Source organism: Nocardia sp. IFM 10818 (genome assembly GCF_054655275.1).
Window position 1 is genome coordinate 8,042,241 of the sequence record NZ_BAAHJH010000001.1, and the last position, 20,295, is coordinate 8,062,535.

Annotated in this window: 21 protein-coding genes; 9 read left to right on the plus strand and 12 right to left on the minus strand. The window is 68.4% G+C overall.

Features of this window, described 5'->3' with window-relative positions:
• Nucleotides 1-239 precede the first annotated feature (239 nt).
• Nucleotides 240-1,286, plus strand: a complete 1,047-nt coding sequence (locus tag ACYQ5L_RS37260) for a fused (3R)-hydroxyacyl-ACP dehydratase subunits HadA/HadB (RefSeq protein WP_459962922.1) — start codon at nucleotides 240-242, stop codon at nucleotides 1,284-1,286.
• Nucleotides 1,287-1,406: 120 nt separating this feature from the next.
• On the opposite strand, the gene ACYQ5L_RS37265 is transcribed toward ACYQ5L_RS37260, so the two are convergent.
• The 3 genes from ACYQ5L_RS37265 to fbaA all read right to left on the minus strand — a co-directional run bounded on the left by ACYQ5L_RS37265 (nucleotide 1,407) and on the right by fbaA (nucleotide 5,423).
• A complete protein-coding gene (locus ACYQ5L_RS37265; RefSeq protein WP_459962923.1) occupies nucleotides 1,407-2,873 on the minus strand; it encodes a DUF4185 domain-containing protein in 1,467 nt (488 codons plus the stop codon).
• 229 nt (nucleotides 2,874-3,102) lie between these two features.
• The gene (locus ACYQ5L_RS37270; protein ID WP_459962924.1) at nucleotides 3,103-4,248 is read right to left on the minus strand and encodes a BTAD domain-containing putative transcriptional regulator; all 1,146 of its coding nucleotides are present in this window, start codon (nucleotides 4,246-4,248) and stop codon (nucleotides 3,103-3,105) included.
• A gap of 137 nt (nucleotides 4,249-4,385) precedes the next feature.
• The gene (gene fbaA / locus ACYQ5L_RS37275; protein ID WP_459962925.1) at nucleotides 4,386-5,423 is read right to left on the minus strand and encodes a class II fructose-bisphosphate aldolase; all 1,038 of its coding nucleotides are present in this window, start codon (nucleotides 5,421-5,423) and stop codon (nucleotides 4,386-4,388) included.
• 225 nt (nucleotides 5,424-5,648) lie between these two features.
• Here fbaA and ACYQ5L_RS37280 point away from each other — a divergent pair, with 225 nt between their 5' ends.
• Together ACYQ5L_RS37280 and ACYQ5L_RS37285 are read left to right on the plus strand one after the other, a co-directional pair.
• Nucleotides 5,649-6,308 (plus strand): DedA family protein, encoded by a 660-nt coding sequence (locus tag ACYQ5L_RS37280; protein ID WP_459963657.1) that lies wholly within the window; start codon nucleotides 5,649-5,651, stop codon nucleotides 6,306-6,308.
• A gap of 31 nt (nucleotides 6,309-6,339) precedes the next feature.
• The gene (locus ACYQ5L_RS37285) at nucleotides 6,340-7,020 is read left to right on the plus strand and encodes a DedA family protein (protein ID WP_459963658.1); all 681 of its coding nucleotides are present in this window, start codon (nucleotides 6,340-6,342) and stop codon (nucleotides 7,018-7,020) included.
• 28 nt (nucleotides 7,021-7,048) lie between these two features.
• Here ACYQ5L_RS37285 and ACYQ5L_RS37290 read toward each other — a convergent pair whose 3' ends face one another.
• From ACYQ5L_RS37290 to ACYQ5L_RS37305, 4 genes are all read right to left on the minus strand, one after another.
• Nucleotides 7,049-8,194, minus strand: a complete 1,146-nt coding sequence (locus ACYQ5L_RS37290) for a glycoside hydrolase family 76 protein (RefSeq protein WP_459962926.1) — start codon at nucleotides 8,192-8,194, stop codon at nucleotides 7,049-7,051.
• 69 nt (nucleotides 8,195-8,263) lie between these two features.
• Complete coding sequence (locus ACYQ5L_RS37295) at nucleotides 8,264-8,947, minus strand: TrmH family RNA methyltransferase (protein WP_459962927.1); 684 nt, start codon at nucleotides 8,945-8,947, stop codon at nucleotides 8,264-8,266.
• Nucleotides 8,948-8,969: 22 nt separating this feature from the next.
• A complete protein-coding gene (locus tag ACYQ5L_RS37300; protein ID WP_459962928.1) occupies nucleotides 8,970-9,302 on the minus strand; it encodes a DUF4190 domain-containing protein in 333 nt (110 codons plus the stop codon).
• A gap of 49 nt (nucleotides 9,303-9,351) precedes the next feature.
• The gene (locus tag ACYQ5L_RS37305) at nucleotides 9,352-9,681 is read right to left on the minus strand and encodes a DUF4190 domain-containing protein (protein ID WP_459962929.1); all 330 of its coding nucleotides are present in this window, start codon (nucleotides 9,679-9,681) and stop codon (nucleotides 9,352-9,354) included.
• A gap of 93 nt (nucleotides 9,682-9,774) precedes the next feature.
• Between ACYQ5L_RS37305 and ACYQ5L_RS37310 the strand changes: the two genes are divergently transcribed.
• From ACYQ5L_RS37310 to ACYQ5L_RS37335, 6 genes are all read left to right on the plus strand, one after another.
• Nucleotides 9,775-11,166 (plus strand): sensor histidine kinase, encoded by a 1,392-nt coding sequence (locus ACYQ5L_RS37310; protein WP_459962930.1) that lies wholly within the window; start codon nucleotides 9,775-9,777, stop codon nucleotides 11,164-11,166.
• Nucleotides 11,163-11,816 carry a response regulator gene (locus ACYQ5L_RS37315; RefSeq protein ID WP_459962931.1) on the plus strand — a complete coding sequence of 218 codons (654 nt, stop codon included), beginning with the start codon at nucleotides 11,163-11,165 and terminating at the stop codon, nucleotides 11,814-11,816. Before ACYQ5L_RS37310 ends, ACYQ5L_RS37315 begins: the two co-directional genes overlap by 4 nt.
• 114 nt (nucleotides 11,817-11,930) lie before the next feature.
• Nucleotides 11,931-12,536 carry a Uma2 family endonuclease gene (locus ACYQ5L_RS37320; protein ID WP_459962932.1) on the plus strand — a complete coding sequence of 202 codons (606 nt, stop codon included), beginning with the start codon at nucleotides 11,931-11,933 and terminating at the stop codon, nucleotides 12,534-12,536.
• A 75-nt stretch (nucleotides 12,537-12,611) separates the two neighbouring features.
• Entirely contained in the window at nucleotides 12,612-13,058 is a 447-nt protein-coding gene (locus tag ACYQ5L_RS37325; RefSeq protein ID WP_379197111.1) for a hypothetical protein, read from the plus strand.
• A gap of 86 nt (nucleotides 13,059-13,144) precedes the next feature.
• Entirely contained in the window at nucleotides 13,145-14,488 is a 1,344-nt protein-coding gene (locus ACYQ5L_RS37330) for a purine-cytosine permease family protein (RefSeq protein ID WP_459962933.1), read from the plus strand.
• Nucleotides 14,489-15,640 carry a phosphotransferase enzyme family protein gene (locus ACYQ5L_RS37335; protein WP_459962934.1) on the plus strand — a complete coding sequence of 384 codons (1,152 nt, stop codon included), beginning with the start codon at nucleotides 14,489-14,491 and terminating at the stop codon, nucleotides 15,638-15,640.
• A gap of 49 nt (nucleotides 15,641-15,689) precedes the next feature.
• On the opposite strand, the gene ACYQ5L_RS37340 is transcribed toward ACYQ5L_RS37335, so the two are convergent.
• The 5 genes from ACYQ5L_RS37340 to ACYQ5L_RS37360 all read right to left on the minus strand — a co-directional run bounded on the left by ACYQ5L_RS37340 (nucleotide 15,690) and on the right by ACYQ5L_RS37360 (nucleotide 20,138).
• Nucleotides 15,690-16,379, minus strand: a complete 690-nt coding sequence (locus ACYQ5L_RS37340; RefSeq protein ID WP_459962935.1) for a lysoplasmalogenase — start codon at nucleotides 16,377-16,379, stop codon at nucleotides 15,690-15,692.
• Nucleotides 16,380-16,381: 2 nt separating this feature from the next.
• Nucleotides 16,382-17,440, minus strand: a complete 1,059-nt coding sequence (locus ACYQ5L_RS37345; RefSeq protein WP_459962936.1) for a beta-ketoacyl-ACP synthase 3 — start codon at nucleotides 17,438-17,440, stop codon at nucleotides 16,382-16,384.
• Between the two features lie 81 nt (nucleotides 17,441-17,521).
• The gene (pyrE, locus tag ACYQ5L_RS37350; RefSeq protein ID WP_459962937.1) at nucleotides 17,522-18,067 is read right to left on the minus strand and encodes an orotate phosphoribosyltransferase; all 546 of its coding nucleotides are present in this window, start codon (nucleotides 18,065-18,067) and stop codon (nucleotides 17,522-17,524) included.
• A gap of 8 nt (nucleotides 18,068-18,075) precedes the next feature.
• Nucleotides 18,076-18,888: an SDR family NAD(P)-dependent oxidoreductase gene (locus ACYQ5L_RS37355; protein ID WP_459962938.1), complete on the minus strand. Its 813-nt coding sequence runs from the start codon at nucleotides 18,886-18,888 to the stop codon at nucleotides 18,076-18,078.
• A gap of 125 nt (nucleotides 18,889-19,013) precedes the next feature.
• Nucleotides 19,014-20,138: a type III secretion system chaperone family protein gene (locus tag ACYQ5L_RS37360; RefSeq protein ID WP_459962939.1), complete on the minus strand. Its 1,125-nt coding sequence runs from the start codon at nucleotides 20,136-20,138 to the stop codon at nucleotides 19,014-19,016.
• Between the last annotated feature and the right edge of the window lie 157 nt (nucleotides 20,139-20,295).

Sequence of the window (20,295 nt, forward strand, 5' to 3'; positions counted from 1 at the left end):
GGTGGCCGGGCATTTGCGCGGGTCGTTTTGCCCGGATTCGGGCCGAGCCACATTCGAACCGGGGTCGCGATGAAGGTCACAGAGACCTGGTCAACGGACCGGTCCGCCGGTAGCATGGCCCGGATTGTCTGGGCCAGCCACGACGGCACGTCCGCGCCATGGCGGCTCCCCTGCCGTTGTTGTGTGGACACGGAAGTGGCGTGGGCCCACCAGATTTCGAATGCAGGGAGCAGAACACCATGCCGGAGACGGCAGCGGCGGTCGCCGCCACCACCGCCACCGAACTGGTCGGCCGGCACTTTCGAGTCCGTGATCACTACGACGTCGGCCGCGAGAAGATCCGGGAATTCGCTCGCGCCGTGCGCTGCGATCACCCCGCCCATCACCAGGAGGCCGCCGCGGCCGAACTCGGCTATGACGCGCTACTGGCGTCGCCGACCTTCGCCTCCGTCATCGGGGCCGCCACCACGCGCGCGCTGATCGGCACCGTGCTCACCGAGTACGACGTCTCGCAGATCCTGCAGACCGATCAGATCTTCGAGTACTACCGCCCGGTGCTGGCCGGTGATCATCTGTCGGTGGATGTGGTCGTGGAGAACATCCGCAGCTACGGCGACAACGACTTCATCACCATCAAGGTGACCCTGGCCGATGCCGAGCGGCTGCCGGTGCTGGTCTCGACCACCACCATCGTGGCCCGCAAGGGCGTGGAGATCGACCCGGACACCGTGCAGACGGTGGCGGGCGTGGTCATGCACGGCCACGTCTCCGACGGCCTGACCGACGCCCCGAGCGATCTCATCCTGCTCGCCCCGGACGAGGTCGCCGACTTCCCGGCCCCGGCCGCGGCCCGCCCGGTCCACACCGTCCCGACGGCCGCCGCCGTCGCGCCCGGCACCGAGCTGCCCGCCGCCAAGGTGCCCGTCACCCGCGGCGACCTGGTCAACTACGCCGGCGTCTCGGGCGATCCGAACCCCATCCACTTCAGCGATACCGCGGCGAAACTGGTCGGCCTGCCCACCGTGGTCGCCCACGGCATGCTGACCATGGGCCTCACCGCCGGCTACCTGACCTCCTGGCTGGGCGACCCGACGGCGCTCACCAAGTTCAGCGTCCGCATGTCCGGCTTCGTCCCGGTCGAGCCCACCAGCCCGACCATTGTCGAATTCACCGGCAAGGTGAAGGCGGTCGACGCCGAATCCGGCGCCGCCACCGTCGTTCTCGGCGCCACCTCCGACGGCAAGAAGCTCTTCGGCCGCGCCGTCGCCGAGGTCCGCCTGTCCTGACGGGGCAGCCCGGGCGCAGCCAAGTGGCCACCGCGGCACAGGACGACACCGTCACCCGGGGACCGGCGGCCGGCGCATCGCGTACCGCACGGTACTCGGCCGGCACCGGCCGCTCGGGCGCTAATCCACCTTGGCGTGCATCAGGTAGACGTTGTAGTCGCTCCAGGTGGACATGGTGAAGTACAGGTCGTTGCCGGTGGACCAGGGGTGGATGAAACCGCCGTAGAGTTCCGGGAATTGGAGGGCGCTCACCGTGACGGCACTGGGAGACCAGACGCCCTGCGGCGAATCCGCTTCGCGGATAACGAGACCCGCCTTCGCGGTGTCGAGATAGCTCATCTGCCAGATATCGCGGGCCTCGTCGTAGCGGACCGAGAGTTCGGCGGCGGGAGCCTCGGCGATCGGGGTGGCGACGTGCTGGCCGCCGACCGGGGTCCAGTTGCCGTTCACCCAGTACTGGTAGGCGGTCTTGTTGAGGACCTGATCCTTCGGCACGCGCGCCAGGCCGACCGAGCCCAGCCGGGTATTGGCGGTGCCGAACATGTAGACGTGGTCGCCCTGCGGCACCATCGAGGTGACCTGGAAGTTGGCCACGCCGAAGATATTGTCCCACTGGGCGTGCGGGTCCTTGGTCCAGGTTTCGCCGTGGTCGTCGGAGTAGGCGATGCCGCCGTAGTTGGTGAACCAGGTGCCCGGAATGCTGTTCCAGGTGCGGATGGACATGTAGCTCATGTACTGGCGGTCACCGATGGCGAAACCCGAGGTGGGAATCGTGGTGATCTCGATATTGTCCAGCTTCTTGCTGCTCAGCAGTTCCACCGCATGGCAGCGGCTGTCGGTGACCATGCGGTCGAAGGTGACGCCGTCGGTCAGGTCGCGGTCGGTGCTGAAGGCGAGCAGGTTCGAGCGCCAGTCGTCGCCGAAACCGCCGGGCGGATGGAAGTTGGCGCCGACGGTGTCGCCGAAGGCGATGGCCACCTCGCCGGGCTTGCTCTCCCAGAAGATGCCCAGGTCGGTGCCCATGACCTGCCAGCGCTTATCGGTGCGGTTGATGGAGTTGGCGCCGGTCAGCTTGGCCACCTCGCGCACCTGGGAGACCTGCGGCAGCGCGCGGGCCGGGGCCTGCGGGGCGCTTTCGATGGGCGGATCCGCCGGTTCCGGGGCCGGCGGCTTCTCCGGCTCGTTCGGATTGGGGAAGGCGAAGTGGAAGGGCTGCGGCCGCAGGATGAGCTGCGGGATCCCCAGCTGCTCGAAGACGCTCGGCGGGCGCGGCGGCCCGTCGGTGAGGTCCGGGCAGGGGTTGACGCAGGGGTCGGCGGGCAGCTCCATCTTCACCCGGGTCCGGTTCTCCGGCGGCGGGCCGGGATCCACGGTGACGACCGGGTAGTTGATGGGCACCTCGAGCGTCCTGGGCACGATGGACTCGTGCACCGGCGCCGGATCGGATTTACACGGGCCCACCCCGGGAATCGCTGCTGTCGCATCGGATTCCGGCGGTAGCGCGGTGGCGATCGGACGGTTCGCGGACACCAGCATGCCTGCCCCGAACACGACCGCTCCCACAGCGGCCACGAGCCGCTTGGCCATGCATTCAACCTCTCGATATTTCGGGTCGAACCGGACACATCCGGCCCACGACCCTACCCTCGGCTGCGGGCGAACCCCCGGCACTCGCCCAAGATCAACCGAATCGAGACCTAGCAGACGACAGCAAGCTCACTGCGAACCGAATTCAACAGGGCAGCAGCCTAATACAGCGTGAGCAGCCCCGCAGGGAAGGCGTAGCCCCGCCGACCGACCGCGGCGGCGCGCCGGGCTAGTCGAGCGCTTCGAAGATCAGCACCGTCGCGCCGATCCGGATGGCGACCCGATCGGCCAGCACCGCGGCCGTGTCGATGGGCTCCTCGTCGATGTACACGCCATTGGCCGAATGCAGGTCCTTGATGAGCAGACCGGCCCGGCTGGGGGTGATATGGGCGTGATAGCGACTGGCCTTGGGATCGTCGAGCACCAGATCGTTATCGGTCATGCGGCCGATCTTCATCCCGCCCACGCCGATCGGCACGATCCGCCCATCGGGCAGCCGCAGCTGGCCCCGCCGCACGGCGCGCGGCATCTCGGTGACGGTCTCGGTCATGGCCTTGGCAATGCGGTCCACCTCGGCCAACTGGCCGGTGGCCAGCGATTCCTGCCGCAGCACCCGCTGTTCCAGCTCGATGAGCGCCGGACCGGGATCGATGCCCAGTTCGTCGTCCAGCACCGAGCGCACCCGCCGGCACGCCTCCAGCGCGTCGGCCTGCCGCCCCGACAGGTACAGCGCGGTGATCAGCTGCACCCACAGCGGCTCCCGCAGCGGATGGGCATTGGTCATGGTGACCAGCTCGCCAACCACCGACGAGGCACGCCCGCAAGCGATTTCGGAGTCGATGCGCGCGGAGGCGACCAGCAGCCGCTCCTCGTCCATGGCGGTCGCGAAGCTCTCGGCGAAGGACAGCCCGGACAGATCGTCGAGGGCGCGCCCGCTCCACTCCGCCAGCGCCGCGCCGTACAACTGGGCGGCGGCCTCGTGGTCACCGGCTCCGGCGGCATCGCGGCCGGAGCGGCGGACCGCCTCGAACCGGCCCAGATCGCATTCGTCGTCCTCGATTTCCAGCCGGTACCCGGAGGATTCGGTGCGCAGCAGCGCCGCCGGATCCACCCCGGCGGTGCGCAGCGTCTTGCGGATGTTCGATACGAACACCTGCAGACTGGCCTGATACGAGTCCGGCGGATCGTCGTTCCAGACGATATCCGCGAGCGCCTGCGAGGACACCGCCCGCCGCCGGTTGACGGTGAGGGCGGCGAGCAGGGCGCGCGGCTTGGGGCCGCCGACGGCCACGGGCCGTCCGGCGACCAGTAATTGCACGGGGCCGAGGACCCGCACATCCACAGGCCCACCCGTCGCCCGACCACCACCCCTCATCGGATCGCTCCGCGATGCTGCATTACCACCTCAGGTGAAGCCCGCGCCGCCCCCGAACATTCCGGGCACGACACTCGCCGCTCTCATTGCATGCGGGATTCCACCGCGCGCGGCGGTGAAATCCCGACTGCACGAGCTTACTTGGCGCTGATGGAACGACCAGCCGACTTCAGGTCGTTGCAAGCTTCGACGACGCGGGCGGCCATATTGGTCTCCGCCTTCTTCAGGTAGGAGCGCGGGTCGTAGACCTTCTTGTTGCCGACCTCGCCGTCCACCTTGAGCACGCCGTCGTAGTTCGAGAACATGTGCGCGGCGACGGGGCGGGTGAAGGCGTACTGGGTGTCGGTGTCGACGTTCATCTTCACCACGCCGTAGCGCAGCGAATCCTCGATCTCGGACTTCAGCGAGCCGGAACCGCCGTGGAAGACGAAGTCGAACGGCTGCGCGTCGGCGCCCAGGCCCAGCTTGGCGGCGGCCACGCGCTGGCCCTCGGCCAGCACCTCGGGCTTGAGCTTCACATTGCCCGGCTTGTAGACGCCGTGCACATTGCCGAAGGTGGCGGCCAGCAAGTACTTGCCGTTCTCACCGGCGCCGAGCGCGTCGATGGTCTTCTCGAAATCCTCGGGCGAGGTGTAGAGCTTGTCGTTGATGGCGTTCTCGACGCCGTCCTCTTCACCGCCGACGACGCCGATCTCGGCCTCCAGGATGATGTTCGCGGCATGGCACTGCTTGAGCAGTTCCTTGGCGATCTCCAGGTTCTCGTCGATCGGAATGGCGGAGCCGTCCCACATGTGCGACTGGAACAGCGGGTTCTGCCCGGCCTTCACGCGCTCGGCCGAGATGGCCAGCAGCGGGCGCACGAAGGTGTCGAGCTTGTCCTTCGGGCAGTGGTCGGTGTGCAGCGCGATGGTGATGTCGTACTTGGCCGCGACGACGTGGGCGAACTCGGCCAGCGCGACCGCGCCGGTGACCATGTCCTTCACACCCAGGCCGGAGCCGAATTCAGCGCCGCCGGTGGAGAACTGGATGATGCCGTCGCTGCCCGCATCCGCGAAGCCCTTGATGGCCGCGTTGATCGTCTCGGACGAGGTGCAGTTGATCGCGGGGAACGCGAAGGAGTTCTCCTTGGCCCGAGCAATCATCTCGGCGTAGATCTCCGGAGTCGCGATGGGCACAATGACCTCCGTTGTGTGTGCTGCGTACAACAAATTCTGTCAGGCCACACCATAGGCCAGTCCGGTTTTCCACCGGCAATGGCCTCGGAATACCCGACAAGTTTGTGAGGTTGGTTCAGGGTTCGGTGTGATGTGCGAATCACCGGTACTGTGGTGGCCGTGACCTTGCTGGCCGCTTCCGAGACCGTGACGACCACTCTGGCGACGCCCCAGATTCTCGATCCCATGTACCTCCTGACGGAGTCGTGGCTGAAGAACGCGGTGTTGCCGGCCATCCTGGTGATCGTTTTCATCGAAACGGGGCTGCTGTTCCCGCTACTGCCGGGCGACTCGCTGTTGTTCACCGGCGGTCTGCTTGCGGCGCAGCCGAGTCCGCCGGTCTCGATCTGGATCCTCGCGCCCGCCGTGGCGCTGACGGCCTTCCTCGGCGACCAGTGCGCGTACTGGATCGGCCGCAAAGGCTTCGGGCCCGCTCTCTATCACCGTGAGGACGGCCGTTTCCTGAAGAAGAAGTACATCACCGAGGCGCACGAGTTCTTCGAGAAGTGGGGCCCGGTTGCCATCATCCTGGCCCGATTCGTCCCGATTGCCCGCACCTTCGTGCCGGTGCTGGCGGGCGTCTCGGCCATGAGCTACCGCAAGTATGTGGCCTTCGACATCGTCGGCGCCATCCTGTGGGGCGGTGGTGTGACCGTGCTCGGCTACTTCCTGGGCAACGTACCCTTCATCCGGGACAACATCGAGGCCATCTTCTTGGTCATCGTGTTCGTCTCGGTGCTGCCGATGGTCGGCTCCGTCGCGAAGGCGTTGCTGGGCCGTCGCTCGGACACCGTGGCCGATACCGCCGCTGAATCACCCGCACGCACCAACGAACACACCCACTGAGAAATTGACCGCCACCCCGCTGAACCTCGCGATGGGCGGTTTCAACCCGCTCGACACAGCCGGGCCCGCGCTCGTCTGGACGGTCGTACTGACCTTCGTCTTCCTGGAGTGCGCGCTCATTATCGGGCTGTTCCTGCCCGGTGACTCCATGCTCATCACCGCCGGCGTGGTGCTGGCCGCGCACGCCACCGGCGAGGCGCAGGTGTGGGCGCTGTCGGTGGGCGCCATGATCGCGGCCATCGCGGGCAATCAGGTCGGGTACGTGATCGGCCAGCGCACCGGGCACCACCTGGTGGCGCGCAAGAACGGCAAATACATCAATACCCGCAACCTCACGCGGGTGGCCGAACTGCTACACCGGCACGGGTTCCTGGCGGTCCTGGTGGCGCGCTGGATTCCGTGGGTGCGCACGCTGTGCCCGCTGGTGGCGGGGGCCGCGGGGATGGATCACCGCAAATACACCATCGCCTCCACCATCGGGGCGATCATCTGGGCGCCGGTGCTGCTGCTCATCGGTTATTACGCGGGCAGTTTCATCGAGGACATGTCCTGGCTCATGCCCGCGGTCATCGGCACGCTCGTGGTCGGCCTGATTCTGGGCACCATTGTCGGGATTCGGCAGTACCGCCTGGAAATGGCGCGCCCCGCCGAGGATTTCGACCTCGACACCGAAACGGTGCCGCTCCCCAAGGTCCACCGGCACAACGCCTGAGCGTTCGCCGACAACCCGGGCGGCTGTTTCAGAGCCCGGCGGCGGTCACCGTGTGCGCCGCCTCCATGAGCTTCCAGCCGGAAAGCTGCACCGACAGATCGCGTTCCGGGTTGCGCGAGGACTTCACCGAACCGCCCGGGGTGCTGTGGCCCGCGCCCTTGATGCCCGGCAATTGGGCGGGTTGCCGCCAATCGTGGCCGAACAGCGGTTCGCCCTCCACATCGAGCCGGTTCTCCCACGCGGCCTTGGCCGAATTGCGGACAATGGCGGCGGCCGAGCGGCGGGCGGTGCCGTGCTCGGGCTCCTCGCCGGGCAGCATGACCGCCGTCAGCGCCAGATAGCGGATGAGGATCCCGTTGAACAGGCCGCCGTCGCCACCCCCGCCGCCGACCACGACGCCACCGGCGACCAGGCGTTCCTCGACGGCGGACAGTAGTCGCAGCGCGCGCTCGACATGCCGGGGATCGCCGGTGTGCACGGCCAGTTCGGTCTCCAGTCCCAGCACCACGCCCTGGCAATAGCTGTAGACGGGCGTTTCCAGCTCACCCGAGGGCAGGTGGATGCCGTCGAAGATGAGACCGCTCTCCTTGTCCCGCAAGGTGTTGTCGATGAAGTCGGAGATCTCCTGGGCGCGGGCGTAGCGGCCGAGCCGCGCCATCGCGATGCCCACCGGGCCATTGGCGGGGGCATTGAAGAAGTCGGATCCCTTGCGCCACGGCACCGCACCGAATCGGGGGTCGAATCCGTCGAAGAGCTCTTTGTCCAGGATGGCCAGCGCGCGCCGCACCTCCTCGATGCCCTGCGTGCGCTCGGCCCGCTCCAAAGATATTGCCAGCCAGGCCATATCGTCGTAGTAGTTATTGGTCCAGCCGCGCATATTGCGTATCCGCATGCCCTTCGCGATCGCCGGGATGCGGCGCTGCCGCGCGGGCGTGGGGTGGCGATTGGCGGCGTCGACCGCGCAGTCGATGAGGTGCGCCTGCCACCAGTAGTGCCAGGAGGCGAAGGTCCGGTCCCGCTTCGTCGGCGGCCAGCCCACCACCCCGAGCGAGGTGCCCGGAATGCCCCATAGCGATCTCAGATGCCGGGATACGATCGCGGACTCCGCCAGATCGGCACGCTCCGCCCAGAGCGCGGCGGTCGGCTCGGTATTGCGCCCGGTCCGCGATGTCATAGGACATATGGTGCCAGTCGGGCAGCCCCCCTCGTGGCTGATTTGTTACCGAACCCCCATACCGCGCGGTTACCAGGCAGTAGTCAGGTCGGCGTGCTGGCGAATCCAGGCGTGCATGGCAATGCCGGCGGCGACGCCCGCATTGATACTGCGGGTGGAGCCGAATTGCGCGATGGAGACGGTCAGGGTCGCGGCGTTCTTGGCCGCGTCGGTCACGCCCGGCCCCTCCTGACCGAAGAGCAGAAGGCAATTACGAGGCAACCGGGCGGTTTCCAGCGGTACCGAGCCCGGCACATTGTCCACCGCCACCACCGCGAGATCCGCGGCCGCCGCATAGCCCAGCAGCTCGTCGATATCGGTGTGGTGCCGGATGTGCTGATAGCGGTCGGTCACCATGGCGCCCCGCCGATTCCAGCGCTTGCGTCCCACGATGTGGACGGCCGCCGCGGCGAAGGCATTCGCGGTGCGGACCACGGTGCCGATATTGGCGTCGTGGCCGAAGTTCTCGATGGCCACGTGGAAGGGGTGGCGGCGGCGATCGATATCGGCGACGATCGCCTCGCGGGTCCAGTAGCGGTAGGCGTCCACCACATTGCGGCGGTCCCCGTGCGCGAGCAGTTCCGGATCCAGGCGCGGATCCGCGGGCGGCTCGGTGCCGAACTCGTCACGCCACGGCCCGACACCGTGCGGATGTTCACCCCATTCGGTGGGACCGGGGGCGAGCGATTCGTCGGAGGTCGGGAGGGGACTCACCCGGACCAGCCTAATGGGCTGGTCAGTAGCTGCTCGAGCTGCTGTCCAGGATGGCGATCAGGATGGCCGCGCCGTAGAACAGCCCCAGCGCGATCATCAGGCAGGTGCCGACGATCCCGCAGACATATCCCGCCGTCACATTGCCGCGCCCGCCCAGCATGCCCCCGGACCGGTCGATCTCTCGGCGCGCCTTGTGGCCCATGATCCAGGCCACCGGGCCCAGCAGCTGGCAGCAGGTCAGGCTCAGGATGCCCAGCACCAGAATGGTGGTGGCCTGCGGATGGTCCGCCGGCGGCCGGTAACCCGGAAACGGCTGCTCCGGGTACGGGTTGTACTGGTATTCGGGATAGCTCACGGCCGCATCGTATTTGGATGCGGGCGTGCGCGGCGAGCCAGACGGCCCGTCAGGTCGAGGAGGTACCGACCAAGCCACCCAGGACGAGGGCGGCGAGCACGACCAGCACGCCCAGCACGAGCAGCGCGGTCGCGATGATCCCGCAGATGTATCCGGCCTGCACCATGCCGCGTCCGCCGATCCGGCCCTGCGCGGCATCGATCTCGGTGAGCGCCCGGCGGCCCATCACCCAGGCCACCGGACCCAGGAACTGGCACAGCACCAGACTCAGAATGCCGAGAATGAGAATGATGGTGGCCTGTGGATGATCCTGCGGCGGCATACCGTAGTAGCCGGGCGGCGGCGCGTTGTAGCCCGGCGGCGGCGAGTCATACGTCATAGGCATGATGCTAGGTGGTGGTGGTAGCACCACCGGGGATTTCCGAGTCTGCTCCCTCGCGCTCGCAACCCCTGGCAAACAACGATGGGGACCATGAGCGAAACCGCCGACCAACCCACAGTCGTGCTCGAGATGACCGAACCGGTACCCGACTCCACCGTGCGCACCGGCCCGGCCGCCGTGTTGCGCGCGATCCTGACGGCCCCCTTCCAGGCTCGCACCTGGAAGGAATTCGCTTATCTGGTGGTCGCTTTCGTGCTCGGCTGCCTGGCGATCTGCTACCTGTTCTTCGGTGTCGGCGGCGGCCTGTACCTCTCGATCTTCGTCGTCGGCCTGCCGATTCTGGCGGTGATCATCCTGGGCGGGCGGATCTGGGGCGGGGTCTACCGCGCGATTGCCCGCGGCTTACTGGACACCGAGGTGGCCGCGCCGGCGGACTTCCGTCCGGAACCGGGCTTCCTCGGCTGGTTCAAGAGCGTGTTCACCGACCGCACCAGTTGGCGGGCGCTGCTGTTCCTGCTCACCCAAGCGGTCGTGGGCGTGCTGCTGGGCTACTTCGTGCTGGTCACCATTGCGATGGCGGTGTTCACGGCCATCTCCCCCATCCCCTGGGTGCTCATCCATCCGATCAATGTCGACGAGAACGGCGTCGAGCACCACTCGCTGTTCCAGTTCAACGACACCTATATCGAAACCTGGCCGCAGGTCCTCGGCGTCGCCGCCATCGGCATCGTGCTCTGTCTGTTCCTGCCGTGGCTGATCCGCGGCGTCTGCTGGGTGCAGCGGTGGCTGACGGTGCTGCTGCTGAGCCCCACCGCCCGTGATCGGCGGATCGCGGAACTGCAGGAGAGCCGTCGCGCCGCCGTCGACGACGCCGCCGCCACGCTGCGGCAATTGGAACGCGATCTGCACGATGGCACGCAGGCGCGCCTGGTCACCATTGCCATGACGCTGGCCCGCGCCGAGGAGCGGCTGGCCGCCGGCGGGGATGCCGGGGCCCTCATCGCCGATGCCCGCGCCGGCTCCAAGGAAGCGCTGACCGAATTGCGGGAATTGGTGCGCGGTATCCATCCGCCCGCCCTGGACCTCGGGCTCGAGCCCGCACTGCAGACCCTCGCCGCGCGCTGCGCCATTCCGGTGGAGCTGCGCGTCATGCTGCCGCAGCGGCCCAGCCAGGCCATCGAGGCCATCGCCTACTTCTCGGTCGCGGAGCTGCTCACCAATGTGGTGAAACACGCGGGCGCCGATCGCATCTGGGTGTCGGTGCTGCCCACCGGCACGGACATGATCGCGGTGAGCGTGCGCGACAACGGCACCGGCGGGGCGCTGCAACCCCTGGACAGCACCGCGGAGCGCGCTGTCGGCGGCGGGCTTTCGGGGCTGGCGGCGCGGGCCCGCGCGGTGGACGGCTATCTGCTGGTCGACAGTCCGATCGGCGGGCCTACCGTGGTCACCATGACCCTCCCCCTGGCGGGACCGCAATGAACGCCCCGCTCCGGGTGATCGTCGCGGAGGACAATGCCATCCTCCGCGACGGCTTGACCGCACTGCTGGCCGAGCGCGGCTACCAGGTACAGGCCGCGGTGGGCGATGCCGCGGCGCTGCGCGCGGCGGTGGCCGAGCATCGGCCGGATGTGGCCGTGGTGGATGTGCGCATGCCGCCCAGTTTCACCGATGAGGGGCTGCTGGCGGCCCTGGAACTGCGGCGCAGCCATCCCGAAACAGGCGTACTGGTCTTTTCGCAATGGATCGAAACCCGGTACGCCACCGAACTTCTCGCCGCCGGGGCCGGCGGCGTCGGCTATCTGCTCAAGGACCGGGTCGCCGATATCGGCGATTTCACCGATGCCCTGCACCGCGTCGCCACCGGCGGCACCGCCCTCGATCCGGAAGTGGTGAGCCAGCTCATGGGCGCTGCCCGGCAACAGGATTCGCTCGCCCGGCTCACCCCGCGCGAGCGCGAGGTGCTCGAACGCATGGCACAGGGGCTGTCCAATGCCGCCATCGCGGAGGCGCTCACGGTGACCGAACGCGCGGTGGAAAAACACATCGGCAACATCTTCACCAAACTGGAACTGCCGCCCTCGGATATGCATCACCGGCGCGTGCTGGCGGTTCTCCGGTTGAAGGGGTGAAACGTCGCTGCGCGGTTGCGGACCGTGGAAGACTGGCGGCATGAACGGTCAGGCCCGGAGGCGGCAGCGGAGCGTAACCACGCAGGGCCCCGCTCATGCCGGAAAGGACACCGCATGACCCGGTCGAGTTCCGCGGAATTGCTGAAAGCTGTTGCGTACTGGCCTGATCACCTATTGACCCTCGCGGAGTGGTCGGCGCTACCGGAGCTGCAGCGCGGGCAGGCCCGCGAATTGGTGGACGGAGTGCTGGTCCTGGCCCCGCAGCCGCCGCGGCATCAGCTGGCGGTATGGCGGCTGGCCGCCCAGCTGGAGCGGGCGCTGCCGCGGCGCGTCGCGGCCCTGGCGCGCATCGAACTGGTGGTGGACGAGGGGACGCCGCCGACGGTGCGGGTGCCGGATGTGCTGGTGGTGGGCGGTGCGGCCGGGGCCGCGCATGCGACCCGGGTGCGGCCCGCGGACGTGCTGACGGCCATCGAGATCCTCTCGCCCGGATCGCGGCGGGTGGACCGGGTCATGAAGTTCGCCGAGTACGCCGAATGCGGGATCGCGCACTACTGGCTGCTGGACATCCAGGGGTCGGTGCGGCTGACCGCGCACAAGCTGCAGGGCACCCGGTACGAGATGACCGGTCAATACTCCGGGCAGGTGACCCTCGACCTCGACGGCATTGCCCTGCCACTCGATCTGGATGCACTGATCGCCCTCCGTTCGCCCGCCTGACCTCGTGTGATCCGCCACCGGGCGGGGTATACCGGACTATCCTGGAATTCCGGAAGCCGTGGTTTGGAGGTCGTCATGGACCACGCGCGCATGCTCCGCACAGTGCTCGGCGTGACCGTCGCCTACGTCATCGCCCTCGCGGTCTGGCTCGGCTGGCTGATGCCGCTGACACCGCCCGGCACGCTGCCCGTCCAGGTGATCACACTGGTCGGCCTGTTCGGATCCTTCCTCGGCATCGGAATGCTCCTCGCCCAGCGCCCCACCCGGGCGGACCGCCGGTTGCTGCGGCACGGGCTGGAGGGCTGGGCGACCATCGAGGGCGTGCACCCGCTGCTGCCGACCGACCACTGCACCGAGCTCACCGAACTCGATCTGGAACTGGTCGTACCGGGCTCGGAGACCTATCACGGCACGGTCGTCTTCGATGTGGAACCGGTGGTGCGGCCGAAAATCACTGTGGGCGGGACGATCTCGATCCGCGTGGATCCGCGCAATCGCGACCGGATCATGATCTGCCTCTGAACACAGCGAAACCCGACGGTCCGGGGGGACGAGGCACGTCGGCTAGCTGCCCGTTTTGCCCGGCGCGGCCCGTAGCATCACAGCCCATGACCACCGCTACGCCCGAGAGTCGCAAGGACGCGGACCAGGAAGCGCCGCTGCTGCTCGACACCGAGCCGCCGCGCACGCTCAGCTTCGCCGATCAGGCGGCCTTCTGGTTCAACCTGGGCGTCAGCCTCATCGGCTTCAGCGGCGCGGCCTATGTGCTGTTCCCGACCGGCCATCCGCCGCTGCCGATCGCCGGGGCATTGCTGGCCACCCTGCTGGGCACCCTGGTCGGCACCGCCATGGTCGCCGGCACCGGCATGGTGGGCACCCGCACCGGGGCGCCGGCCATGGCGGTGCTGCGCGGGCTGTTCGGCACCAAGCTGTCGTATCTGCCGACGCTCGCCAATATCGTGCAGTGCATCGGGTGGGGCGTGTACGAGCTGACCGTCATCGCGCTGGGCGTCTCCGCGCTGGCCGACGACCGGGTGCCGCACGGACTGGTCATCGTGGCGGCCGGCGTGCTCTCGACCGTCATGGCCATCTGGCCGCTGCGGGTGCTGCACATCCTGCGCAAGTACATCACGGTCGCGGTGGGCATCGCGCTCGTCTACTTCTCGGTTCAGCTACTGCGGCAACCGATTCCGGCGCCGGAAGACACCGACTGGAGCGGATTCTTCCCCGCCGTGGACACCACCCTCGCCGTCGCGGTGTCGTTCGTGCCGCTGGCCGCCGACTACACCCGGCACTCGCTGCGGGCGCGCACCGCCGCCGGGGCCACCATCATCGGCTACTCCACGGCCCAGATCTGGTGCTACTTCCTGGGCATTCTGGCCATCCTGCAGGCGGGCGGGGACGCCACCAGGATCTTCGACACCTTCCTCGGCGTGACCGCGGGCTGGGCGTTCTTCGCGGTGCTGGTGCTGCGCGAGGCGGATCAGTCCTTCGCCAATGTGTACTCGACGGTGATGTCCATCCAGAACCTGCTGCCGCGCATCGACCGCCGCGTGCTGGCCCTGGGCGTGGGCACGGTCGTGACCCTGCTGGCGCTGCCGGTGCGCGACTTCAGCGGATACGCCAACTTCCTGTACCTGATCGGCTCGGTCTTCGTGCCGCTGTGCGCGGTGCTCATCGTGGACTACTTCTTCGGCAGCGGGCGGCACGGCTGGAACCTCACCCAGGACGCGCCCGCCCGGCCGCTCATGCTGCTGCCGTGGGCCTGCGGATTCATGACGTATCAGCTGCTCAATCCGGGGTCCATCAGCTGGTGGGCGGACTTCTGGACGAAGGTGCAGGACGCCACCGGGATGCGCGCGCAGTGGTGGACGTCGGCGTCGCTGTTCTCGTTCCTGGTGGCCGCGGCGGTCACCGGCATCATCGTGTTCGTCGAGCGGCGGAGGGGTTGAATGAGGCGCCGCATCGCGCAGCGATCCGATGAGGGGCGGTGGTCGGGCGACGGGTGGGCGACGGGGGACCGGGTTTTCGGGATGGGCTCGGATCCGCTGGTCGAACCCGACTGGCCGCCGCTGTCCGCGGCGGAGGTCGGGGCGCTGCTCGGCGGCGACGCCGTCATCGAATGGCGCAGTCCCCGTCCGCTTTCCGCCACCGCGCGGGTGCGGGCGGGCGACGGCGAAACGGTGATCGTCAAACGCCTGCCGTGCACGCTGCGGGACGCGGCGGCGCTGGGCGAGGAACACGGTTTCATGAATCACCTGCGCGAGCGCGGAATTCCGGTCCCGGAGGTGCTGCGCACCCGCGAGGACGGCGAATTCGTCTACGAGGTGCAGGAACTCGGCAGCGGCGAGGATCTCTATCGCGGCGCCTTCTCCTGGTCGCCGTATCTCTCCCGCGCCCAAGCCGAGGCAGCCGGCCGCATGCTCGCCCGATTGCACCTGGCCGCAACCGGTTACGACGCTCCCCCGCGCCCGCCGCGCCCGCTGCTGGCCAGCTTCACCGTCTTCGCCTCCCTGGACCCGATCGGCGCCATCGAACGGCTCGCCGCGACCCGCCCCGATCTCGGCATCTTCCTCACCTCACAACGCTGGCGCGCCGATGTCGAGCGCCTGCAACTGCCCTTCCATGCCCGCCTCTACCCCTGGCTCGACGAGCTCGAACCACTGTGGACGCACAATGACTGGCACGGCACCAACCTGCTGTGGGCCGGCGAAACCCCGTCGACGGTCATCGATTTCGGCCTCTGCGACCGCACCACCGCCGTCCACGACATCGCCCTCGCCCTCGAACGCAGTGCCGTGGACTGGATCTCACTGCGCGACGGCGGCCCCGCGCACGTGCAGTTCGAGCAGGTGGAAGACTTCCTGAACGGCTACGAATCCCTCCGCCCGCTCAGCGTCATCGAATCCCTGGCCCTGCCCGAACTCGTCCCGCTGGTGCACGCCGAATACGAGCTGTCGGAAATCGACTACTTCCTCAGCGTGGTCCCCGGCGGCAATCCCGACAATGCCGAAATCGCCTACCGGGACTACTTTCTCGGCCACACCGCCTGGTGGGCCGGAGCGGACGGCGACGCCCTGCTGTCGGCGCTCCGCGCCCGCTGAGGTCCTCCCCGTCATTCCGGCGTGCTTTCACCCCCTCGTTCCGGGATGACTAGGGGCGGTGCGCGCGCGGGTCGGCGAGGAGGTATTGCGCCGCGGCGTAGGTGCCGAGGATGACGCCCTCGGTGACGCGGCGCGACTTCTCGCTGCGCGCGAAGATCTTGCGCAGCACGATGAGGCCATCGGAGAGGGTGAACAACAGCGCGCCCAGGCCGAGTCGGCTGCGCGCGTCGCTGTTCGGGATATTCAGTCCCGCAATGTTTTTCGCCTCGGGCGCGAGACCGGGGTCGGAGGCCAGGGTGGCGGCGGTCCCCAGCGTCGCGCCATAGGCGGTGAGCGGCGCGGCGACCGCCGGGGCCTTGGCCCGCATGAGGGCGGCCGCACCCAGCCAGGCCGCCAGCCGCTGGCCCGCGATCCGCGGCCGCGGGCGGGCGCCACGGCGCCACCACAGCCACGAGTAGCCCGACTGCATGACCGCGAAAGACGATGCGCCCGCGACCAATCGGCGATCATTGTCCGGTTCGATGAGCAGCACGTCGCCGACCGTCGCGGCGGCCAGCGAGCCGAGCAGCACGGCCCGGTCGGCGGGGTCCATCTCCGAGCCGTTGACCGCCACATCGGCCGCCAGCAACGGCATCAGGAGCGGCTTGGCGAGCCATTGCAGCTTGTCGCGGCCGGTGACGGCGCCGAACACCGTCACCGCCGCGGCGCCGGCGAAGGCGGCGCGAAACGGTCGGGCCATGACTAGAAGCTGGGCTCCGCCGGAGCCGGCGGCAGCACCGCGACCTGACCGGCGTAGGACAGCCCGGCGCCGAAGCCCAGCAGCAGGGCCAGCTGGCCGCCCTTGGCCTTGCCGGTGACCAGCATCTCCTCCATGGCCAGCGGGATCGAGGCCGCCGAGGTATTGCCGGTGTTCTCGATGTCATTGGCCATGGGGATGTCGTCGGCCAGGCCCAGGTTCTTCTTCATCAGCTCGTTGATGCGGGCATTGGCCTGATGCGGGATGAACACCTCGATGTCCTCCTTGGCCACGCCCGACACCTCGATGGCGCTGGACAGGGCGCGCGGCAGGGTGACCGCGGCCCAGCGGAAGACCTTGGGGCCCTCCATGTGCAGCGACATGCGGCCGACGGGCTCGACCGCCGGATCGGTGCCCTGCAGCCGCTGCGCCTTGTTCATGAATTCCAGGAAGTCGACGTCCTGGGCGATGGCCTCGGCGTTCTCGCCGTCGCTGCCCCACACCGTCGGGGAGATGCCGTTCTCCTCGGCGGGCCCGACCACGACCGCGCCGGCGCCGTCACCGAAGATCATGGCGGTGCCGCGGTCGGTCGGGTCGAGGCCGACGGTCATGGTCTCGGCGCCGATGACCAGGATGTATTCGGCCGAGCCGGAGCGGATCATATCCGCCGCCACGCCGAGGCCGTAGCCGAAGCCGCCGCAGCCGGAGGTCAGATCGAAGGCCGGGATGCCATTGATGCCGAGATCCGAGGCGATGGTGGGCGCGCCGTGCGGGGTGAGCTTGAGCCAGCTGGAGGTGCACAGGATCAGCGCGCCGATCTTGGCGCGATCGAGGCCGGTGTTCCGCAGCGCGCGATCGCCCGCCGCCACCGCCATGGTGCGCAGCGTCTCGTCACCGCTGATCCAGCGCCGGTTGCTGATCCCGGTGCGGTCGAAGATCCACTCGGGAGTGGAGTCGAGCACCTCGCACACCTCGGCGTTGCTGACGAGGCGCTGGGGGCGGTATGCCCCGATGCCGAGCATCGCGACATTCTGATGACCCTTGTTGACCGCAATGCTCACCACAGGTGACTCAACCCTTCACAACAGCGTGTCGACTTCGTTGTCGGACAGAAGACCAGGACCAGGCTAACTCAGAACAAATGGTTAACCCAGGGCAAGATCTTTGAGGCCGAGAATCGAACGGTATTCGAGGCCCTCGGCCGCGATGACGCCGTCCGCGCCGGTCTCCCGATCCACCACCGTGGCCACCCCGACCACGATTGCTCCGGCGTCGCGGAGCGCGCGCACAGCGGTCAGCGGCGAGTTGCCGGTGGTCGTGGTGTCCTCCACCACCAGCACCCGCTTGCCCACGATGTCCGGGCCCTCGATCTGCCGCTGCATACCGTGTGACTTGGCCGCCTTGCGCACCACGAAGGCGTCGATGGGCCGGCCCGGCGCGTGCATGACCGCGGCCGCCACCGGGTCCGCGCCCATGGTGAGCCCGCCGACCGAGTCGAAGTCCCAGTCCGCCACCAGCTCGCGCAGCAGCTTGCCGATCAGCGGCGCCGCCTCGTGATGCAGGGTGGCGCGGCGCAGATCCACGTAGTAGTCGGCTTCCTTGCCCGAGGACAGGGTCACCTTGCCGTGCACGACAGCGAGCTCGCGCACCAGGTCCGCCAATCTATCTCGATCGGTCGTCGTTACCGGCATTTCTGTGTCTATGTCCTTCCGCGTGCGTTGAACAGGCCCCGATTCAGGCGGGTCACCAGCGACCGGGGGATCAGTCCGGCGACCGCAGCGATCGCTTTGTACTGCATTCCGGGCACGCTGATCACCCGGTTCTTCTCCAGATCAGCGAGCGACCCGGCCACTACCTCGTCCACGGTCAACCACAGCTGTCGCGGCAGCGAACCCGTATCGATTCCGGCTCGCTCATGGAATTCGGTGCGGACGAGTCCCGGGCACAATGCCTGCACCCGGACGCCGGTCCCGGCCAGCCCGCCCGCCAGCCCTTGCGAAAAGGATACGACGTACGCCTTGGAGGCCGAGTAGGTCGAGCCCCTCCCGGGTATCAGGCCGGCCATGCTGGCCACATTGACCACCGTGCCATTGGCCGCGTGCAGCATGGGCGGCACCGCCGCCCGGGTCAGCTGCACGACAGCGGTCACGTTCACGTCCAGCTGGCGTTGCAGCAGCTCCGGATCCACAGTCCAGAACTCGCCCGAATTCCCGAATCCCGCATTGTTGACCAGGAATTCGACACCTTCGGCGAGCCGCGCCGCGACCCGCTCACGGTCCTCGGCGCGCGCCAGGTCCGCGGGCAGCACCTGCGCCCGCGCCCCGAAGCGCACCTCGCAATCGTGCGCCAGCGCGGCGAGCCGCTGCTCGTCGCGCGCCACCAGCACCAGGTCGTAGCCGAGCGAGGCGAGGCGGATGGCGTACGCCGCGCCGATACCCGAGGTCGGCCCGGTGACCACGGCCACCGGCCGGTGCGCGCCGGGCAGGCGCGATACGGGAGAGCTCTCGGTCATCGATTACCCATCGCTCGACAGACAGGGGCACGGTCGCCGGTGACCGAGACTGCGCACCCATTCTTGTCCCTCGCCCCCTCTGGCGCGGGAACAACGCGCTAGGACACTCGAGGTGACGGTCTCGGTCAGCGGGGAGCTGGGCCCTGGTAGGGGCGGAAGCCGGGGTGGAAGGGGCCGCCGGGTGGGGCGCTGCGGCCCTGGTCCTTGCGCCAGCCTTCTTCGGGTTCGCGGTCGTCCTCGGGTTCCTCGTCGGGCCAGTCCTCGGGGTCGGCGTATTCGTCGTCCGGGTATTCGGCGGCGCGGCGGGCGTCCTCGGCGGCCCAGTCCTCTTCCTCTTCCGGGGCGGGCGGCCAGTTGCGGCGCGGGCGGTTGCGCGGGTCGGGCACGACTTTTAGTGCGGGACGCCAGGATTCGGGCTCGGAATCGGAGCCGGCATCGGATTCGTCGCCGGCGATATCGTGCACCAGCGGGCTGTAGTCGTCCTCGTCCTCGGGTTCGGGGCGGCGGGCCGGCTGGGTGCGGGCGGTCGGGCGCTCGGCCTCGTAGTCGCCGTCCTCGTCGTAGCCGTCGTAGTCGTCGTCCTCCGGAACCGGGTGCGAGCGGCCGGGTTCGGGCAGATCGTCGCGGGCGCGCTCGGAGCTGATGACCGGCGGCAGCACGTGCAGCAGACCGGACAGCCGCAGCACCGCGTCGATGGCGGTCTCCCAGTCCTTGGAGGTGGAGCCGACCGGCAGCATGCCGAGGGTCCAGTTGCCCTCGCTCCACAGCTGCTGCACGGTGTCGGGCAGCGATTCGATGAACGCCACCATGCGCTGGTCCACGGCGTGCCGGGCGATATCCGGATTGGTGGCGAACACCACCCGATCGCCGATGGCGCCGAGCAGTTCCAGATCGTGGTCCTTGGGCGGCGCGGCGGTCTTGAGCCGCAGGTCGATATCGATGTCCGAGCCGATCTGCCGGCGCACCGCGACCAGGGTGGCGGCGTCCTCCAGATCGAAGAGCACGAACTTCTCGCCCTTGCGGTTGCCGGACACCACGTCCACCGCCGACAGATAGCCGAGCTTGGCCAGCGCGCCGCGCCGCCAGGTGGAAGCCAGCGCCGGTTCCACCGAAACATAGGTGTAGCCCTGGGATTTCGCCCAGACCTGCCGCACATGCCCGGTGCGCTGCCGTTGCAGCCGATCGAAATAGAGCAGCACGATCGCACCCACGAGCGCGATCGCCGCCAACCCGAACCATATAGCCGTCATCGCCGCCTACCCTATCCAGCCGGGACGTGAAATGCCCGGTACGCTGTGCCGATTTTGCCCTGCGCTTCGCTCCGGGCGGGTTCGCGGCCCCGGGGTTCCGATTCTTCCCTCCCTCCGCTTCCCTCCCCCGCTCCGCTCAGTCCAGAATCGGGACGGC

What these genes read in the sequence shown, in the direction of transcription:
- ACYQ5L_RS37260 (WP_459962922.1), top strand. Translation starts at nt 240, where the DNA reads ATGCCGGAGACGGCAGCGGCGGTCGCCGCCACCACCGCCACCGAACTG.
- ACYQ5L_RS37265 (WP_459962923.1), bottom strand. Translation starts at nt 2,873, where the DNA reads ATGGCCAAGCGGCTCGTGGCCGCTGTGGGAGCGGTCGTGTTCGGGGCA.
- ACYQ5L_RS37270 (WP_459962924.1), bottom strand. Translation starts at nt 4,248, where the DNA reads ATGAGGGGTGGTGGTCGGGCGACGGGTGGGCCTGTGGATGTGCGGGTC.
- ACYQ5L_RS37280 (WP_459963657.1), top strand. Translation starts at nt 5,649, where the DNA reads ATGTACCTCCTGACGGAGTCGTGGCTGAAGAACGCGGTGTTGCCGGCC.
- ACYQ5L_RS37285 (WP_459963658.1), top strand. Translation starts at nt 6,340, where the DNA reads ATGGGCGGTTTCAACCCGCTCGACACAGCCGGGCCCGCGCTCGTCTGG.
- ACYQ5L_RS37290 (WP_459962926.1), bottom strand. Translation starts at nt 8,194, where the DNA reads ATGACATCGCGGACCGGGCGCAATACCGAGCCGACCGCCGCGCTCTGG.
- ACYQ5L_RS37305 (WP_459962929.1), bottom strand. Translation starts at nt 9,681, where the DNA reads ATGACGTATGACTCGCCGCCGCCGGGCTACAACGCGCCGCCGCCCGGC.
- ACYQ5L_RS37310 (WP_459962930.1), top strand. Translation starts at nt 9,775, where the DNA reads ATGAGCGAAACCGCCGACCAACCCACAGTCGTGCTCGAGATGACCGAA.
- ACYQ5L_RS37315 (WP_459962931.1), top strand. Translation starts at nt 11,163, where the DNA reads ATGAACGCCCCGCTCCGGGTGATCGTCGCGGAGGACAATGCCATCCTC.
- ACYQ5L_RS37320 (WP_459962932.1), top strand. Translation starts at nt 11,931, where the DNA reads ATGACCCGGTCGAGTTCCGCGGAATTGCTGAAAGCTGTTGCGTACTGG.
- ACYQ5L_RS37325 (WP_379197111.1), top strand. Translation starts at nt 12,612, where the DNA reads ATGGACCACGCGCGCATGCTCCGCACAGTGCTCGGCGTGACCGTCGCC.
- ACYQ5L_RS37330 (WP_459962933.1), top strand. Translation starts at nt 13,145, where the DNA reads ATGACCACCGCTACGCCCGAGAGTCGCAAGGACGCGGACCAGGAAGCG.
- ACYQ5L_RS37335 (WP_459962934.1), top strand. Translation starts at nt 14,489, where the DNA reads ATGAGGCGCCGCATCGCGCAGCGATCCGATGAGGGGCGGTGGTCGGGC.
- ACYQ5L_RS37340 (WP_459962935.1), bottom strand. Translation starts at nt 16,379, where the DNA reads ATGGCCCGACCGTTTCGCGCCGCCTTCGCCGGCGCCGCGGCGGTGACG.
- pyrE (WP_459962937.1), bottom strand. Translation starts at nt 18,067, where the DNA reads ATGCCGGTAACGACGACCGATCGAGATAGATTGGCGGACCTGGTGCGC.
- ACYQ5L_RS37355 (WP_459962938.1), bottom strand. Translation starts at nt 18,888, where the DNA reads ATGACCGAGAGCTCTCCCGTATCGCGCCTGCCCGGCGCGCACCGGCCG.
- ACYQ5L_RS37360 (WP_459962939.1), bottom strand. Translation starts at nt 20,138, where the DNA reads ATGACGGCTATATGGTTCGGGTTGGCGGCGATCGCGCTCGTGGGTGCG.